General features: G+C 63.6%; 17 protein-coding genes. 10 read left to right on the top strand and 7 right to left on the bottom strand.

Translation table 11 applies throughout. From position 1 onward, the window contains the following. Positions 1-10: 10 nt before the first annotated feature. On the bottom strand, positions 11-958 hold the full coding sequence (locus PQR32_RS28020) for a phosphoribosyltransferase (protein WP_408234579.1): 948 nt from the start codon (positions 956-958) through the stop codon (positions 11-13). Between the two features lie 281 nt (positions 959-1,239). Between PQR32_RS28020 and PQR32_RS28015 the strand changes: the two genes are divergently transcribed. Together PQR32_RS28015 and PQR32_RS28010 are read left to right on the top strand one after the other, a co-directional pair. Next, positions 1,240-1,782, top strand: a complete 543-nt coding sequence (locus PQR32_RS28015) for a putative pterin-binding protein (protein ID WP_408234576.1) — start codon at positions 1,240-1,242, stop codon at positions 1,780-1,782. Then, a complete protein-coding gene (locus PQR32_RS28010) occupies positions 1,752-3,605 on the top strand; it encodes an ATP-binding protein (protein WP_408234573.1) in 1,854 nt (617 codons plus the stop codon). Before PQR32_RS28015 ends, PQR32_RS28010 begins: the two co-directional genes overlap by 31 nt. 82 nt (positions 3,606-3,687) lie before the next feature. On the opposite strand, the gene PQR32_RS28005 is transcribed toward PQR32_RS28010, so the two are convergent. The 3 genes from PQR32_RS28005 to PQR32_RS27995 form a co-directional block, all read right to left on the bottom strand. Further along, a complete protein-coding gene (locus tag PQR32_RS28005) occupies positions 3,688-4,542 on the bottom strand; it encodes a helix-turn-helix domain-containing protein (protein ID WP_408234570.1) in 855 nt (284 codons plus the stop codon). A 292-nt stretch (positions 4,543-4,834) separates the two neighbouring features. Next, the gene (locus tag PQR32_RS28000) at positions 4,835-6,175 is read right to left on the bottom strand and encodes a type II toxin-antitoxin system HipA family toxin (RefSeq protein ID WP_408234567.1); all 1,341 of its coding nucleotides are present in this window, start codon (positions 6,173-6,175) and stop codon (positions 4,835-4,837) included. A gap of 2 nt (positions 6,176-6,177) precedes the next feature. Continuing rightward, positions 6,178-6,432, bottom strand: coding sequence for a helix-turn-helix domain-containing protein (locus tag PQR32_RS27995; protein WP_408205757.1), 255 nt, complete (start codon positions 6,430-6,432; stop codon positions 6,178-6,180). 264 nt (positions 6,433-6,696) lie between these two features. Here PQR32_RS27995 and PQR32_RS27990 point away from each other — a divergent pair, with 264 nt between their 5' ends. The 6 genes from PQR32_RS27990 to zwf all read left to right on the top strand — a co-directional run bounded on the left by PQR32_RS27990 (position 6,697) and on the right by zwf (position 13,120). After that, positions 6,697-8,037 (top strand): NAD(P)/FAD-dependent oxidoreductase, encoded by a 1,341-nt coding sequence (locus tag PQR32_RS27990; RefSeq protein ID WP_408234564.1) that lies wholly within the window; start codon positions 6,697-6,699, stop codon positions 8,035-8,037. A gap of 35 nt (positions 8,038-8,072) precedes the next feature. Next, entirely contained in the window at positions 8,073-8,705 is a 633-nt protein-coding gene (locus PQR32_RS27985) for a C39 family peptidase (protein ID WP_408234561.1), read from the top strand. Between the two features lie 96 nt (positions 8,706-8,801). Beyond that, positions 8,802-9,053: a hypothetical protein gene (locus PQR32_RS27980; RefSeq protein ID WP_408234558.1), complete on the top strand. Its 252-nt coding sequence runs from the start codon at positions 8,802-8,804 to the stop codon at positions 9,051-9,053. A gap of 209 nt (positions 9,054-9,262) precedes the next feature. Further along, positions 9,263-10,369, top strand: a complete 1,107-nt coding sequence (locus tag PQR32_RS27975; RefSeq protein ID WP_408234555.1) for a potassium channel family protein — start codon at positions 9,263-9,265, stop codon at positions 10,367-10,369. Between the two features lie 45 nt (positions 10,370-10,414). Next, entirely contained in the window at positions 10,415-11,350 is a 936-nt protein-coding gene (lhpI, locus tag PQR32_RS27970; protein ID WP_408234552.1) for a bifunctional Delta(1)-pyrroline-2-carboxylate/Delta(1)-piperideine-2-carboxylate reductase, read from the top strand. 288 nt (positions 11,351-11,638) lie between these two features. Then, on the top strand, positions 11,639-13,120 hold the full coding sequence (gene zwf, locus PQR32_RS27965; protein ID WP_408234549.1) for a glucose-6-phosphate dehydrogenase: 1,482 nt from the start codon (positions 11,639-11,641) through the stop codon (positions 13,118-13,120). Positions 13,121-13,193: 73 nt separating this feature from the next. Here zwf and icmH read toward each other — a convergent pair whose 3' ends face one another. From icmH to tssJ, 3 genes are all read right to left on the bottom strand, one after another. Further along, the gene (gene icmH / locus PQR32_RS27960) at positions 13,194-13,973 is read right to left on the bottom strand and encodes a type IVB secretion system protein IcmH/DotU (protein WP_408234546.1); all 780 of its coding nucleotides are present in this window, start codon (positions 13,971-13,973) and stop codon (positions 13,194-13,196) included. Then, positions 13,970-15,316 (bottom strand): type VI secretion system baseplate subunit TssK, encoded by a 1,347-nt coding sequence (gene tssK / locus PQR32_RS27955; RefSeq protein WP_408234543.1) that lies wholly within the window; start codon positions 15,314-15,316, stop codon positions 13,970-13,972. The genes icmH and tssK overlap by 4 nt, the downstream gene beginning before the upstream one ends. 108 nt (positions 15,317-15,424) lie before the next feature. Further along, positions 15,425-16,051, bottom strand: coding sequence for a type VI secretion system lipoprotein TssJ (tssJ, locus tag PQR32_RS27950; protein WP_408234540.1), 627 nt, complete (start codon positions 16,049-16,051; stop codon positions 15,425-15,427). Positions 16,052-16,414: 363 nt separating this feature from the next. Here tssJ and PQR32_RS27945 point away from each other — a divergent pair, with 363 nt between their 5' ends. Together PQR32_RS27945 and tssB are read left to right on the top strand one after the other, a co-directional pair. Beyond that, on the top strand, positions 16,415-17,095 hold the full coding sequence (locus PQR32_RS27945; protein ID WP_408234537.1) for a tetratricopeptide repeat protein: 681 nt from the start codon (positions 16,415-16,417) through the stop codon (positions 17,093-17,095). Between the two features lie 36 nt (positions 17,096-17,131). Further along, positions 17,132-17,680 (top strand): type VI secretion system contractile sheath small subunit, encoded by a 549-nt coding sequence (gene tssB, locus PQR32_RS27940; protein WP_408234534.1) that lies wholly within the window; start codon positions 17,132-17,134, stop codon positions 17,678-17,680. Positions 17,681-17,687: the final 7 nt, after the last annotated feature.

Genomic DNA, 17,687 nt, shown 5'->3' with positions numbered 1-17,687 from the left:
GTTCAGACGCTCAGGTCCACGTACGCGCGCCGACCAGCATGCCGGTTTGCGTGGCCGCGTCCCACCAGATCACACGCAACAGCGGCGCTTGCTGCGCGATCAGCAGCGCCTGCACTGGATCACTCTCGATGAAATGCGTGACGCCACCGCGCAATGCGGCTGCGGCTTTGTGCGCGGCGCTGCCGGTGGGACTTTCATCGTGCGTGTCGGGCGTGCGCATCACCAGTTGCAGATGACCGAAGCCGTGACGCGTCAACCACGTTTCGGTGCGTGCGCGATCCAGTTCCGGCCGGCCGGTGATGATCGTGCGAACGCGCTGCAAGTCGATCTCCGGCAGCACCTCGAACGGCAGCAATGCATCGCGTTCGGCGAGCGCGGCGGCCAGATCCTCGTCATAACGCGCGAGCGGCACGTCGGGCAGCAGAATGCCGTCGAGGTCGATCGCGTAGGTGGCGTATTCGTGATCGTCGGCCATCGCGGGCGCGGCGCCTGATTCGACGCGCGCCCAGTCGTCGCGATAACGCTCGGTGTACGCCTGGCGCTCCCACGGAAACAACGCGAAGTAGCCGCGCGCGTCGATTGCGTAGTCGGGTTGCGTGCGGCTCAGGTCGTCGACGGCGCCGGTCAGCGTCCTGACCACGAGACCGTGCTGCTGAAGAAACGCGATGCAATCGGTCAGCGTAAAACCGCGCCCGGCGATGTCCTCGCACAGCAGCACCGTCGAGCCCGCGGGCGGGATCGGCAGCGTCGAATCCCAGGCCACCGCGCGCGCCTGGCGGTCGTAGCGCAGGAAGGCGACCGGCGTGCCGACGGCATGCGAGACCATCAGCGCGAGCGGCGCGCCGCCGCGCAGAATGCCGATCGCCATCGTGAAGCGCTCCGCCAGCAAGGCAGGCTGCAGCGATTCGATCCAGTGATCGAGTTGTTCGTACGTCAGGGGCAAAACCGGCTTGTTCATGACTCGTAGGGCGTCGCGTGGCGCGTGTGGGGCGAGCGTCTCTGGCGCGGGAGCGGCAAGCGGCGCGCGCGTGGCCGCGGGACCTCGTTTTTGAGACAAAGAATTTTGGCGATATTATGCATGCGGTTCAAAGATCGCGCGTCGGGGTGACGCGCGGCACCCCGACGCGCACCGCGAGACCGCGGCCGGGACAAGAGGCAAGGGGCGGCGGGCCGGCGCCAGACCGTGCCTGCGACTGTCAGGCCGCCCGCAAAAAAATAGATAACGGAATAAGAAAGCAGATGACCCAATCGACCACCCGGGTGAATGACCGAAAACGCGCCGTCGCGGGCGCACGCTGGGCTGCGGGCCTCGCCCTCGCGCTGGCTGCGTGGAGCGCGCAGGCTCAATCGGAGCCGTCGCCTTTGGCGCTCGACGTGCAAGGCAAGATCGGCAAGACCACCGATGCCGCGCACAAGACCTACCACTTCACCGAAGCGCAACTGCTCGCGCTGCCGGTCCACGCGATCACAACCTCGACCACCTGGACGCCGCGTTCCACCTTCACAGGACCGTTGCTGGCGGATATTCTGAAGACCGTCGGCGCGTATGGCGGCCAGGTTGAGATCCATACGCTCGACGACTATACCTACACCATTCCGGTGTCGGACTGCGATCGCTATGGCGTGGTCGTTGCGTACAGCATGAACGGCCGGCGTCTGAAGATCAGTGACTTCGGGCCGCTGTTCCTTATCTACCCGCGCGATGCGTTTCCGGATGAACTCACGGGCGCCTCGGGCGATTCGAAATTCGTATGGCAGATCAAGGCCCTCATCGTCAAATAATGCGCCGTCCGTGGCGCCGTGCGCTCTACGTGCTGATCTGGCTGACCGCGCTTGCGGCGCCGGCCTGCGCGATCGGCTATCTGTTGTACGCCAATCTGCTCAACCCGCGTGCCACCGAACAGCTGACCGGCTCGTACGACGGCTTCTACTGGGACGCCGCGCAACTGCAAATCGCCTACGCGCGCTTCGAAAATCAGTTGCTGCTGTATCAGTCGGGTGTCGACGACGACTATCAGCGGCTCATGCTGCGTTATCAGTTGCTGCAATCCAAGCTGCACGTGATGGCCGGTTCCACGCGCCGGCTAACCACGCAGCTCTCGCTGCTGCAAAGGCAACTGGACGAAATCCATTCGCTCGATCAGTTGCTGGGCGGCATCGAACCTGAAGTCGACGCGCTGCCGAAAGACCGCAGCCAGGCCAACCGGATCGTCGCGCAACTGCGTCAGCACTGGAACGAGGTCAACGATCTCGCGCTGAGCCGCCGCTTCGCCGACGTCGCCGATCGCGAGGCGATGAACCGCGACTTCATCGACAAGCGCCGCATCCTGTTCGCCGGTGGCATGTTGCTGCTATTGCTGTCGGCGGCGGCGACGCTGCTGCTCGTGCTCAACGGACGGCGCCGGACGCGGCTGATGCATCAGCAGCACGCGGCGCTCGAGGCCGAGCACCAGGCGAGCCGCGCCGCGCGCGAGGCGAGTCATGCCAAGGACGCGTTTCTCGGCATGATCAGCCACGAACTGCGCACGCCGTTGCATGCGATCGTGTCATCGATCGAATTGCTGGGCTTCAACTATCACTCCGAAGCGGATCGCAAGGTGATCCAGCGGCTCGAAACCGCGGGCCGGCATCTGGAAGCACAGATGAAAGACCTCACCGACTATGCGCGCCTCGGCGCCGGCAAGCTCGAGTTGCGTCACGAGCATTTCGAGCCGCGCGAACTGCTGGCGTCGATCGTCGACGAACACGCGATGTCGGCCGCCGCGCGCGGGTTGCAACTGGAGAGCGAGACGAGCGGCATGAGCGGCCTCGTCGATTCGGATCCGCACCGCATCCGCCAGATCGTCAACAACCTCGTCACCAACGCGATCCGCTACACCGAGACCGGCACTGTGCGCGTGCAGTTGCGGCAGCGGCCGGCGACGCTGATCTTCGTCGTCAGCGACACGGGGCCCGGCGTGCCGCATGCGCAGATTCCGCTCATTTTCCAGGAGTTCACCCAACTGGATGCGTCGCGCACGCGCCGCTTCGAAGGCGCGGGCATGGGGCTGACGATCGTGCAAGGGCTGGTCAAACTGTTCGGCGGCACCGTCGAGGTGACGAGCAAGGTCGGCGAGGGCACGACCTTCACCGTGACGATTCCGGTTACGCCGGTCGCGGCTGCGCAGCCGCCTGACGTGGCGGCGCGCGCCGAGCCGGGCGGTGCGCGCCCGTGCGTGCTGATCGTCGACGACAACCGTCTGATTCGCGAGTCGCTCAGCGAAATGATCGCGCACATGGAGTTCGACGCGCACGCCGTCGCGAACGCCGACGATGCGCTCGCCTGGCTCGATACGCGCCGCTGCGACGTGATGTTGCTCGATCTGCATATGCCCGAGCGCGACGGCTATACGTTTCTCGCGGACTTCGCCACGCGGGGCGGGCCGTCCGCGGGTGTGCCGGTGATCGTGGTCAGCGCGTATGCGCCGGAGGCGGAAGTGGCTGGAAAGGCGGGAGAAGGAGAAGCCGGCTCGCAGCCGTTTTTCGAAGCGTTATTAAAGCCGGTACATTACGAGGAGCTCCGCAGCGCGTTGCAGCGGGCATTGGCTTCGCGGCATATGGTGTGATGCGAAGTGTGGGCGGCCGGGCGAAGGTGGGCATCAACCTGAGCACACGCCTTCAGCCGTTTGCCGGCGCGGCTAGATCCGCTTAAGGCCGGTTCAGCCGCTTCGACAGATCGGCGACCAGGATCGCCATGCGCGCGGGCTTTTCATAGCACGCGACGTCGTAATTGCGGATCACCTGGCTGATCTCCGATTCGCTGGCCTTGCCGGTCAGCAATTCGCCGGTCAGCACGAAGATCGGCGCGTCCGGATTTTCCGAGGCGCGCACCGCGCGAATCGCGGCCGCCGAGGTCTGCGCGCCGAACAGCCAGTCGATCACGATGCCGTCGAACACCTGGCTTTGCAGTTGGTCGGCAAAGGCCGCGAGTCCGTAGATCGCCACCGCCGCGAAGCCGCTGCGCTCCAGATAGTCGCGCAGGTTGTCGGCGCTGGCCTGATCGTCGTCGACGACGGCGATGGTCGGCTTGTCGGTTTCGGCCCGGCGCGGATAGATCTCGATCTTGTGAACCTCGTACGCGCTTTGGTAAAGCGTGCCGTCGTGGCGCGCCACGCGCCATTGACCGAGCCGGGAGTACGCGACGAATTCCGGGCGGCTGCCCGCCTCGAGCGCGGCGCCGACCCAGGCCGTACAGGCCAGTTCGATTGCGCCGATGCTGAACACGGCTTCCTGGGCGATCGCGCCGACCATGCCAGGATCGAGCGATTGCGCGCCGAATAGCTGGGCGGCAGGTTCGCCGAACACCTCGGCGACCTTCTTGATCTGCGAGAGCGTCCACGGGCTGTTGCCGCGCAACTTGCGGTGCCCCTGTGAAAAACTCAGATCGAGGATGCGGCACAGCTCCGTGGTCTGCTGGCGTTTGCCGATTCCGTGCCGGCTCATCAACTCGCGCACGCGCTCGGCGACTGCGATGGAGTCAGGTGAGTGTGTTTCGTTGGCCATACTGCGTGAGAATCCGCCGTCTTAAAGGGTACTGGGAGTGCGATACGACAGGCGCAGCGCGACCGTGCACATTCAATGCGCAAAGACGCGGCGTCGCAGGGGACAGCAAATGTACCGTAAAAAGTATCGCAGTCTGTAGTTTTGTACGACCGCCGCCGAGCCCGTCCGCGCGAGAGTCGAAAAGGACCGGTTTGGCGATCTTTTTATGCATTAAGCATCAATGTATTTTACCGATGAAACCGCACGGCATCTGTAGAGAAATGTGTCACGCGATGCCAACCGCCCGAAACGCCTAGCCGGCCGACATGGTGCCGAGCTTCGCCGCCGAATTTTTCAGGCCTTTGAAAATCCGCTCGGCGACCTTGGCCGGAAAGCGTTCGGGCAATTCCGCCGAGACCCGCTCGATCACGCCGGGCGTCTGTTCGATCAGCCGCTGGATCAGCGGTTCCGCGTCCGCGCCGTACGAGCACTTCAGCGCCATGGTGTTGAAGTGGCGCCGCTGCACGTCGCGAAACGCGTCGTGCTTGCTGCGCGACCACATGCCCATGGCGAGCCTCGCCTTGAACCATGACCACTGGTTCGGGCCGCTGCCTTCCACCGGCCAGATCGACATCACGTCGTAAAGCGGCGTGAGGCGGTAATGGCCGCCCGCCAGCAGGCGGATGCTGAAGTTCTTCGCGTGGCCGTCCGGCGCCGCCAGCATCCAGAACAGAATCTGGCTCGCCAGCAGCGTCTCGATGTCCTGCCGCGCCTCGACCGATTGCTGCAGAATCCGCGCGAGGTCGAGCACGCCCGGGCCGCCTTCGTTTTCGTATTTGCGATGCGACGGCACGCCGTACACCTGGCAGAAGTCTTCCTGCGGCAGGCGCAACAGCCATTGCCCGCTCGAATGCATTTGCCGGTCGAAGCGTTCGACGCTCAACACCCGCTGCTTGCCGAACGTCATGATCTCCGTATTGGCGACCGGCAGGCCATAGGCGCGCAGAATCCGCAGACAGAGCCACTCGTTTTCAACCGAGGTGCTGAGATCGGCGAGCTTGTTGCCGACGAGACCGAGCGGCAACTTGAAAATGTGCGTGGTGGGCGTGGCGCCATGCGGCCGCTGCCACTTGCCGTCGTGCCACAGCAGCGCGGTTTTCTCCTGCGCGCCGGCGAGCGAGATGCGGAAATCGTCCGTCTCGTCCGGCGCGCCGAGCGCGGGGTTGCTGACCGTGCGCACCAGCATGGTCTCGATCTCGCCGTCGGTGAGCGGTGTGCCTTCGATCCGTTCGACGCCTTGCGGCGTGTCGTCTTCGGCGAGCAGCTGGACGGCGCCCACGCAATCGCGGCCGATGGCTTGCAGCAGATCGAATGCATCGAGCGTCTCGGTCTGGTAGCGTTGGCCGATGCGCTTTCTGATCGCCTCGCTGTCGGGCAGCAGATTGTCGAAATAGTTGAGGACGCGGGGGCCTTTTTGCGCCAGATTGCCCGGCGTGAACGGCAGCGACAGCGACAGCGGCCGCCCCGCTGGCGAGGCGACCCACGCGGGATCGTAGGCGAACTCCATGGGCCCGCGAGCGGGCAGGCGCCAGACGCCGATGCGCTCGCCGTTGGCCCATACTGATAGCGCACGTGTGTGAGTTTGGCGGCCCATGCTCACCACTCGATCAACGGCGCCGGGCCCGGTAGCGCCTGGCTCTTGTCGCGCAACTGCAATTGCAGGCCGTAGACACCGCACAAGGCCAGCAATTGTGCGAGGGTGAGGGCGGCCGCGTCGGTTTCGAAGGCCGAAATGCGGCTCTGGCTGACGCCGATCCGCGCGGCGGCTTCGGCTTGCGTGAGGCCGGCTTGCCGCCGGCTGGCGGCAAGCAACTGGGCGATCTGGTCCGGCGTGGCGATGAGGTGGAGCATGGCAGATTATCCGCGACACGAATAAATGCACTTTATGCGTCACACGGATATTTGTCAAATATTCGTGTGACGCATATTTTGCGAATATCTGTTTGGCGAATAAAATGCAGATATCTGTGTAGCGAATAAACGGCGCGAATGGAAGGAGAGGCCCTGCGGAGGCCCTGCGAACGCGCTTGCACCGTCGGCCTTCAGGCACAGCGGCATTGCGGACAACCGGGCAGCCTGCGAAGATTATGCCCACACTTAAAACCTGCCCGTCCGATGACCACGACTTACCCGCTTCACGCGAGCCTCACTTCCGCCGACCAGGTATTCCCGAAACATGCCGATGTGGTGATCGCCGGCGCCGGCATCATGGGTTGCGCGGCCGCTTACTATCTGGCGCGCCGAGGCCTTTCGGTGGTGGTGCTCGACAAATCGCGGATCGCCGGGCAGCAGTCGTCGCGGGCGTGGGGATTCGTGCGCCAGCACGGCCGTGAATCCGCCGAAGTGCCGCTGATGATGGCCGGCATCCCGATGTGGAAAAAACTCGAGAGCGAACTGAATTTCGATCTCGAATGGCGTCAGGGCGGCTGTCTGTACGTGGCGACCGGCGAGGAGGACTGGGCCTCGTTCCAGCAATGGATGGACGTCGCGCGTCAGCACGGCCTCGACACGCGCACGCTCGATCGCAAGCAGATCGACACGGTCGTGACCGGCATGCACGCTCCCGCACTTGGCGGCCTCTACACGCCGAGCGACGGCCAGGCGGAACCGCGCCGCGCCGCGGCCGCTTTCGCGGCGCGGGCGGCGCAAGCCGGCGCGCTGTTTTTCGAAGGCTGCGGCGTGATCGGCGTCGAACGCGCGGGCGGCGCGATTGCCGGCGTGGTCACCGAGCGCGGCACGCTGCGCACCTCGCGCTTTATCTGCGCGGCGGGCGCCAGCAGCTGGCGTCTGCTCAAAACGCTCGGGCTCGAACTGCCGCAGCAGGCGGTGCGCGGCACCTGCATGCGCACCAATCCGTTGCCACGCATCACCGCGTCGACGTTCTGGGGCCACGGCCTCGGCGTGCGGCAACGCGCGAACGGCGCGATCAACCTCGCCGACGACATGCAGGTCGATGTCGACATGACGCTCGGCCATTTCCGCGCGCTTAAGTGGTTCTTGCCGGAGTTGTGGGCGCAGCGCGAGAAGTTCAGCTTCCATCTGAACGGCGCGTGTCTGCGTGATCTGCGCGAGCGTTTGCCGGGTGGCGTGCCGAACAACGAACGTGTGCTGCATCCGCGCGATCCGCATCCGCAGCCGAATGTGGGCCATGCGCCGCGTGCGTTGAAAAAACTGCGCGCCTTGTTCCCCGCGTTGAAAGACGCCCAGGTGGTCGAATCGTGGGCCGGTCTGATCGACGTGCTGCCCGACGGCATTCCAGTGATCGACGCGCCGCCGCAGGTCAGCGGGTTGACGATCGCCACCGGCTTTTGCGGTCACGGTTTCGCGATGGGGCCGATCGTCGGCAAGCTGCTCGCGGAGTTGAACGATGGCGGCCAGGCGTCGCTCGATCTGTCGGCGTTCCGTCTGCATCGTTTCTTCGACGGCACGATGCAACGGCCTCGCAGCATGCTGTAAAAAGCTTCTGTCTCAATCTTCCTGCCGCACTACCGATGAACGAACCGAACTTGCGCCACGCCGGCGTGCCGTACTACACGCAATGGGGCAGCCCCGAATGGGTCGGCCGGATCGTCGAGCAGCGCGGCGATCCGTGCGACGATCCCGGCTGGCAGCGCAGCGGCTTCTCCGATCCCGAGCGTTACCGCTTCTGGGCCAAACGGCTGTGCGGCCTGACGTGCCTCGAGTCGGCGCTCGACTATTGGCGCATCGAACACGCACCGCGTGCCGCACTGCTCGACGAAGCGTTGCGGCATGGCGTGTATCGCACGCGCGAGGATGGCGGCGTCGACGGTTTGATCTACCGGCCGTTTGCCGATTGGGTAGCCGGCGCGTTCGGCGTTCAGGTCGACGTGCTGCCGCAAGCGTCCATCGAAGATATGGCCGCGCGCCTGAACGCCGAGACGCTCGCGATCGTCTCCGTGAGTCCCGAAATCCGCTATCCCGAGCGGCCCAATCAGCGCCAGGGCGGCCATCTGATCCTGCTGCACGGACGCGGCCGCGATGGCGTGTGGTTTCACAATCCCTCGGGCATCGCGCCGCATCAGGCCGATGTGTATCTACCGTTCGAAACCATGACGCGTTTCTACGCCGGGCGCGGCATGACACTCAGCCGGATCGCGCGCTAGCCGCGGCGGGCGGCGGGTGGGTCGCCCGGTGAGCGCGATGATCGGGCCCGTTTTCTGCTGGATAGCGGGTACCGACTTCTGCGCTACGGAACCGCCATGAATCTAACCTACGCCCTGCTTGCTGCCTGCTTGCTTGCTCTTGGCTCCGCCGCCTCGGCGGACGCTGCCAGCCGCGACGATCAGGCCAAGGCCTGCCGTGGCGACGCCATGCATTTCTGCGCCGCCGACATTCCCAACGAAGACAAGATCACCGCCTGCATGAAGCAGCATGTCGATGAACTCAGCCCGGCATGCCGCGCGATGTTCAAGGGCGGCAAGAAGGGCGGCGAAAAAGACACGTCGCAGTGATGGCGGCGCGGCTGGCTTTGGGTGAGTAAGCTTCAATGTATGGCTTTGCGCGCGGCTGATCAGGCTGTGCCGATACCATCTTCAACCGTTCGCCAGGCCGCTGCTAAGCCGCCCGTCGCCTCGCGACTTACCGTCGCGCTTTCGCGATCCGGCCCCACGGCGCGCCCGGCGTCGTAGAATCGCTTGTCCTCGACTCCTGGAGCCGCCGCGTGCCTGATTCGCCCAAGCCGGAGCCACGTCCGCCGCGCTTCCGGTTGCCGCGCCGCGCCCGCACGCCCTGGCAGGCGCCGCGCGCCCGCACGCTGTTCACGCAACCCGCGGCGTCGCCGCAGCGCATGCTGCTGCATCGCGTCTATCTGGTGGTCGGCCTGTGCGTGCTCGCCTTCGCCGTGCTCTATCTCGATCGGGACGGCTTGCGCGACGCCAACCGCAAAGTCCTCGGCATCGTCGATCTGATGTACTTCACGATGGTGACGGTAGCTACCGTCGGTTATGGCGACATCGTGCCGGTGACCGCCCGCGCGCGGCTCATCGACGCTTTTTTCATCGTGCCGATCCGCATCGTCATCTGGTTCGTGTTTCTCGGCACCGCCTATCAATTCGTCATTCAACGCGTCATCGAGGAATTCCGCATGAAACGCCTGCAAAAGCAGTTGCGCGATCACGTCGTGGTCTGCGGCTATGGATTGAGCGGTTCGGTCGCGGTGCGCGAGTTGCTGGAAAGCGGTTTCGTCGCGGAATCGATCGTCGTGATCGATCCGCTGCAGGCGGCGCTCGAAGCGGCCACGGCGCTGGGCGTCGCCGGCCTGCTCGGCGATCCGTCGCGCGAAGATCTGTTGCAGCAGGCGCAGGTGCACATTGCCCGCGCGGTCATCATCTCCGTCACCGACGATGCGACCGCAATCCTGCTCACGCTGACCGTGCGCAGCGTCGCGCCGCAGACCAAGATCGTCGTGCGGATTCAGGAGCAGACCTATCAGCGCCAGTTGCGCCAGGCCGGCGCGAACGTGATCGTCTCGTCGACCAAGATCGGCGGCTTGCTGCTCGCCGATGCGGTCGACAGCGAATACATCGTGCCCTTCGTGAACGATCTTTTGTCGGCACGCGGCCGCGTCAACCTGGTCGAACGTCAGGCGACGGCGCAGGAAGTCGGCCGCTGGAGCAATGCGCTGCCGGGCGCGGTGGTGGTGGGTCTCGTGCGCGCGGGGCGCGTGCTGTCGTTTTACGAAGACGAGCCGTGTCCGATCGAGGCGGGCGATCTGCTGATGGTGATCCAGTCGTCGCGCCAGCCGAACGAAACGCCCGCCGCCTGCTAGCCCATTCGAACTCAACCTTTTGCCAAGGACTGGAACGACCTGCCCATGACCCACCCGAGCACGCAGACTTTCGACGCCGCCGCGACCACGCGGCTGATTCCCTATGCCGCGCTCGTCGACGCACTCAAGCGCGCGACCATCGACTACGCACAGCAGCGCATCGCGAGTCCCGAGCGGCTCGTGGTGCCGCTCAACGAAGGCGGCATCATGCTGTCGATGCCCGCAACCGCGCCCGATCTCGCGATCCACAAGCTAGTCAACGTGTGCCCGGCCAACGGCGCGCGTGGCCTGCCGACCATCCACGGCAAAGTAATGGCGTTCGACGCCGACACAGGCGAGACGCTTTTCATCCTCGACGGCCCGACCGTGACGGGACGCCGCACGGCGGCGATCTCGATGCTCGGCGTCGACACCTTCGCCGCCGGCACGCCGCGCGAATTCCTGTTGATCGGCACCGGCACGCAGGCGCTCAACCATCTGGAGGCGATCGGCGAACTGTTTCCCGACGCGCGCGTGTGGGTGAAGGGCAGTGCGCCCGCGCGCGCCGAGGCGTTTTGCGCTGCGCATCAGGACAAGGCGCGTGATCTTCAACCGCTGACGCAACCCGGCGCCACGATCCCCGATTCGGTCGACGTGGTGATCACGCTGACCACGAGCAGACAGCCCGTCTACGACGAAGCGGCGCGCGTGGAGCGACTCGTGATCGGCGTCGGCGCATTCACGCCGGCGATGGTCGAGATCGGCGCGCGTACCCTCGGCGGCAGCGCGCTTTTCGTCGATGATGAGGCCGGCGCGCGCCACGAAGCCGGCGACTTCATTCAGGCTGGGGTGGACTGGGCTCAGGTCGGGGGCATTGCCTCGGTGCTCGACGATGCAGCGTTGTTGCAGCAAAAAAAACCGATCGTATTTAAAAGCGTCGGCTGTGCTGCGTGGGATCTGGCGGCGTGCCGCGTGGCGCGCGAGTTGTTGTCAGGTGGTTGAAGGCTTGGCGAAAAAGCGTGCATGAGAGGGCCGCCTGAGCGACCGCGGGCGTGCTTTGCAACAGGATAGGGCGTGCCCGCGAATGCAGAAAAAGGCCTTGAAAACAGGCCTTTACCGCGCCAGGTTGGCATATTGCGCTAACCTGAGGCACATGTTGCCGTGCAAACAATCTCAAAACGTTGCACCATAGGCGTTTGCCAGAAAAAGTGCCGGCCCGCCGGCACGGCGCTGCTGCTTTTTTCTGCCCGTTGACCGACGCCTTATCCATCACGACGCTGCGACCGCGCTATGACGACCCACCACGCTTCTGCCACTCCCGACCTGCCGCTCGACATGATCATCTTCGGCGGCACCGGCGACCTGTCGTTTCGCAAGCTGCTGCCCGCGCTCTACATGGCGCATCTGCACTGCAATCTGCCGCCGGACACCCGCATTCTCACGATCGGCCGCAAGCCCTGGTCGCGTGACGAGTACATCAACGAATTCATGGAGCTGAAGGCGAAGCCCTTCATCGAAAAGAAAGCGTTCGATGCCGGCGCCTGGGACAAATTTCTCGCGCTGTTCGAATACGTGCGCATGGACGTCGACTCGGTCGAGGACTACCACCGCCTGAAAGAGACGTCGCGCGAAGGCGTGCGCCGCGTGTTCTATCTCGCAACGTCGCCGGATCTGTTCACGAACATCTGCGACAACCTCGCTGCAGCGGGATTGATCGACGATAACTCGCGCGTCGTGCTCGAGAAGCCGCTGGGTCACGATCTGGCGTCCGCGCAGGAAATCAACACGGCGGTCGGCAAGCATTTCAACGAAGCGCAGATCTACCGGATCGACCACTACCTCGGCAAGGAAACCGTGCAGAACCTGATGGTGCTGCGCTTTGGCAATCCGATTTTCGGCCCGCTATGGCAGGCGCCGTATATCAAGAGCGTGCAGATCACGGTGGCGGAAACGGTCGGCGTGGGCACCCGCGCGGGCTTCTACGATAAAACCGGTGCGCTGCGCGACATGGTGCAGAACCACTTGCTGCAACTGCTGTGCATCGTCGCGATGGAGCCGCCAGTGTCGCTCGACCCGGACGCGGTCCGCGACGAAAAGCTCAAGGTGCTGCGTTCGCTGCGGCCCATGACGCCCGAGGACATCGCGCGCGATACCGTGCGCGGCCAGTACACCGCGGGCGCCGTGGACGGCGAGGCCGTGAAGGGTTATCAGGAGGAAGACAACGTGCCGGCGGGCAGCCGCGCCGAAACCTTCGTTGCGTTGCGCGCGCATATCAACAACTGGCGCTGGGCGCATGTGCCGTTTTTCCTGCGCACCGGCAAGCGGATGCAGAAGAAGGTGTCGGAGATCGTCATTGAATTCGCCGAACTGCCGTTCTCGATCTTTCCGAAGGGCGGGCGCAATTACGGCAATCGTCTGGTGATCCAGTTGCAGCCGGAGGAATCGATCCAGTTGCAGGTGCTCGCGAAAGAGCCGGGCAGCGGCATGCACATGCTGCCGGTGAATCTGAATCTGGATTTGCAGCAGGCCTTCACCGAGCGTCGCGCGGAAGCGTATGAGCGCTTGCTGATTGATGTGATTCGCGGACGCCTCACGCATTTCATGCGGCGCGACGAACTCGAAGCGGCATGGGCGTGGGCCGAACCGATTCTGGAAGGCTGGGGCAAATCGGGCGAAAAGCCGCGCGGTTATACGGCGGGCACGTTTGGACCGGCTGCGTCGACGGCGCTCATGGCGCGCGAAAATGCCGTGTGGGCGGAAGAGTCGCAGTAAGCTTTGCTTCATCAGTGCCAAACGGAAATGGCCCGCAAATGCGGGCCATTTTCACTTATTGGTCGGCGCAGGCTTAAGGCAACGAAATCGTCAACGTAGCCGACTGCGGCCCGAGTTTGACCACCTGCGAATACGGCGCGAGCGAGCGCAAGGTTTGATCGCGCAGATACGTATTCAGCCCGAGATAAGCCAGCAATCCAACCAGCGCGAACACCGCGCCGATCGACCACAACGGCACCTCGCGTTTCAGACGATGCGCGACCTGATCGGGCAGCGGCCAACGCGGCGCGAACTGCGCGCGCTTGCCCTTCAAATGCGCGATTTCGTCGCCGATGCGCGCGGTCAGGTAGGCGAGCTTCTCCGGTCCTTCGAGCAGATACTTGCCCTGGAAGCCGAGCAGCAGGCACATGTGGAACACCTCGAGCGACTGCAAACGCGCCGCGCCCTGTGCGCGGCACTCCTCGAGATACTGGAAGAATTTCTCGCCCGCCAGTTGTTCGCCGAACAGCACCAATTGCAGCGGCCGGCGCTCCCATTCCGTGCGAATCCTGAACGTGGACGACAAGACCGATTCGTCGATCGCCGCGCAGAACGCAAACTTCGACGCGTAGACATCTTCGGCCGACGCATTGAGCTTCTTCGCGCCGCGCTCGAAGTCGCCGAGAAACTGCTGGATGCGCTGGCTGAATTCCTGCGCGTCACCGGGCTCGCGGCCATTCTTCAACAGGAACAGCATGAAGAAGCCGTCGTACAGCAGGTCGAGCAGCGAGCGGACCTGATAGCTCGGCTCGACGATCGGTGCGGGCGTGGCGGTAGGCGTGCTGCCGCCAAAGAGGGATGGCGCGTAGCTCATGATGTGACGGCGATCAGTTCGAGTTGAAGATCGTTGATACCCGACGGCGCGTAAATCATTGCCGACTGGGCCTGCAACATACGGTCATACAGCGCGCCGCGCGATTCGAACGAGAAGTAGCACGCGCCCGGACGGACCGGAATGGCGGGCGGCACCTGCGGCGTGTAGACGAGCCGCACGCCCGGCATGGCCGAGAGCACCAGTTTGTCGACGTCGTCCGGCGCGCCGACCTTGAAGCGCGCGGGCACGGCTTCCACGAGTTCGGCGGTCGGCATGTCCGCCGACACGGCGATGTAGAACAGGGTCTTGTCGTCGATCTTGCCCGAGTCGAGACGGCCCGCATGGAACGACGGGCGCACTTCCTCGAGCGAGATCGCGAAGTAGCGCGTGGAGATCACGGTTTCGAGCAGATCGCGCAGGATCGTGTCGAGACGCGCGAAGCCGGGGCCCGGATCGTCGTGGCGATACGCCGGCAAATCTGAGAGCGCATAGCCCTTCGAAAACGTCATCAACTGGCCGGCGAGGCGCAACAGTTCCTGAAACAGACGTTCGGGATGCAGCGCCGAATGCTGGTACAGATGCGCGAGCGAAGCGAATGCCGCGCTCGCGGTATGCAGCAGCCAGAACGACGCGATGTCGCCAGAACGGAACTCGATGATGTTCTTGGTCGGCTCGCGGTGAAAACCGTACAGCGCGTTGACCTTGGCCTGCAATGCGTCGATCAGTTGACGCAAGCGCTGATGCAGGATCGGCGAGGCGTCGATAGCGAGGCAGGGCGGCACGAACGTGTCGTCGATTTCGAAACCGCTCGTAGCGGTGCGGCGTACACGCACGAGCGGCACCGAGAGCAGTTGATCCCGCGGCTCGCTATGTGCGATCAGCTTGACGCTGGTCTTCAGGAAGGTGATGTCGGCTTCGGCGGCATCCGTGAAATGATCGGCCACCGGCGTCTGCTCGCTGACGTAACGCGACACGAAACCGGCGTTGCTGTCCTGCGCATAGTTCGCGCCGGTTTCGCGCAGCGGATGCAGCGCGAGATAAAACGTAAATTCGTTGATGCCGTCGGGCAGCGTATCCAGCGCGATGGGCGGCGGCAGGTCGTCGGCTTGCGGCGCGGAGTAGAGCGCGCCGTCGGGGAACACCAGCGAGAGTTCGCTCACGCGTAGCACGTTGCTGCCGAGCGCGTCGCGGTCGAAGCGCGCCGAACGCACGCCCCAGTTGTACGGCTGGATCGCCTGGATCGATTCGAACAGGCGCGCCTCATGATAGGCGTCCTGACGCTGAAAATGCTGCGGCCTTAGAAACAGGCCTTCCCCCCAGAGCACTTTTGCGGAATAACTCATCTCAAACCTGTTATATGCGTTCAGCGTGTGGCGCACCCGGAGATAACCGATTCGAGCGCCGCATTGTTAATTCTCTAAAAACTGTTAAATCGTATTTGACCGGCATCTTTATCCGCAGCTTACCGAAGAAAGCATATTCAGCGGTTGCGCGGGCAATCCCTGTTCTGGCGGGATCACAGTGCCGTTAGTGACCGTCATTGCACAGTTATGCAGGCCGATCATTATGCCGGATTTCTCCGACTTCGCCGGGTCGAAGGCGAATTTCCAGCGCTGCATCGCCGGATCGCGGAATAGCGCGACGATACCGAATGCCTGCGCTTCACGCGAGACTTTTTCGGTAACAACGTAGCGCTGGCCCGGGATCAATGTGACTTCACGCACGCCCAGCAAATCGCCGCCCAATGTGGTCTTCTCCCTGGCCGGATCGGTAAATGCGTCGAATGGCGCCTGCTGGAATGAAGTCGGGTCTTTCAGCACGTAAAGCCGTACCACCAGCGCCAATGGCCGTTTGTCATTCGCGGCATTCAGATTCGGCGCGGCATATAAGGTAAGGCCGACATCGCGCGGCGGTTTCTGGGCATCCGGCAGGTCTGGCTTGCCGAGGCCGCTTGCCTGCAAAGCCGCGTTGGCAGCGGCTCCGAGCACCGTCACGCCGGCGGCACAGCCGCCCAGCAGCGCGCAGGCCGCCGCATTGGCAATCAATAGCGATGCATAGCGAATAACACGCGAATTCATATACATCGACCGGCTCGGCGCCGTCCCCCGTCAAAACACCAATAACGAAATCATTCCGGCAAATTTGCAGCCACGCTATGCCGCGTAATGCCGCTTTATGCAAAGTGCATGTAACTACCGGTGCTCCTGCGTTTGCGGCCTATGAGTGGAAATTTTTTCCGGTACCCGCATTGCCGCTATTGCAACAGGAAACAATTTCTGCATGTTTCCTTTAAATGATCCACATGCATTTTTTTTGTGCAATCCTTCTTCACACGAAAGTTGAATTATCGAAAATTGGCCTGTACTATACCCGCGCACTTGAAGCAAAGCAAAACTCCGGTTTCTCCTTGAATTAAAAAATTCGCACGTCGGTGAAAAACGATGAATGAGCGTCTGTTAGTAAAAATATCTGGGGTTGTGTTGGCATGCGGCGTGATGGCCGGTTGCGCGACACAAGGCAACGTGGCGACCACACCGGAGGCTTTTAATAAGCAACTCGCGGATGCCGATACCGTCGCAAAGGGCGGTGATCAGGATCGCGCTATCGCGCTTTATCAGCAACTTTCCAAATCCGATCCGACGCGTGAAGAACCGTGGTCGCGTATTGCGCAGATTCAGTTCACACAAGGTCATTACGGTCAGGCAATCGTGGCCGCGCAAGAAGCGCTGCAACGCGACCAGACCGATCGTCAGGCCAAGAGCGTGCTGGCGGTGGCCGGCCTGCGCGTCGCCACGCAATCGCTTGGCGAATTGCGTCAGGACGCGTCGCTCGCGGGTGATGCGAAGTCGGACGCGCAAGCGCTCGCCAAGCAACTGCGCGACACGCTCGGCGAAGCCACGCTGTTCCCGCCCGACCCGAGCGACAAGCAGGCGGTGAAGAAGAAGCGCGTCATTCGTCACGTCGCAAAGGGCAAGCCTGCTGCGGATACGCCGGACGCCACCACCAGCGCCGCGGCGCCCGCCGCCACGCCGGCTGCTCCCGCCGCGCCGGCAGCGCCTGCCGCACCCGCCAAAGCCGCGCAAAGCGGCGGCGCGTCCGATCCGTTCAGCGCGCTGCGCTGATCCACACGCCTGATCCATCAGCACCGGGAGCCGACGATGGCGAAAAAAGAAAGCATCCAGAAACGCTTGCAAAAAGTGCGGCCGCCCCGCGTTCAATTGACCTATGAGGTCGAGCGCGGCGATGCAATCGAGGTGAAGGAGTTGCCGTTCGTCGTCGGCGTGGTCGCCGATCTGGCGGGGCAGTCCGAAGTCGAGCAGCCGAAGCTGCGCGATCGCAAGTTCGTCAATATCGACCGCGATAATTTCGACGACGTGATGAAGGCGATCGAGCCGCGCGCCGCGTTTCAGGTGGAAAACCGCCTGAGCGAAGCCGGCGGCAAATTCGCCGTCGACCTGCGCTTCAAGTCGATGGCCGATTTCAATCCAGACGAAGTGGTCGCGCAAATCGAACCGCTGCGGCGCCTGCTCGAAGCCCGTTCGAAGCTCGCCGATCTGCGCAACAAGCTGGCCGGCAACGACAAACTCGAAGACCTGCTGAGCGAAGTGCTCAACAACACGCAGCAGCTGCAAACGCTGGCGAAAGACCAGAGCAACGCGGCGGACCACCACGGCGGCGCGCCGGACCACGACAAGCAGGGCGAATAAGCACGGG

It is taken from the genome of Paraburkholderia dipogonis (assembly GCF_046027395.1).
Lineage (GTDB): Bacteria > Pseudomonadota > Gammaproteobacteria > Burkholderiales > Burkholderiaceae > Paraburkholderia > Paraburkholderia dipogonis_A.
This window is presented reverse-complemented; position numbering and strand designations above follow the sequence as displayed.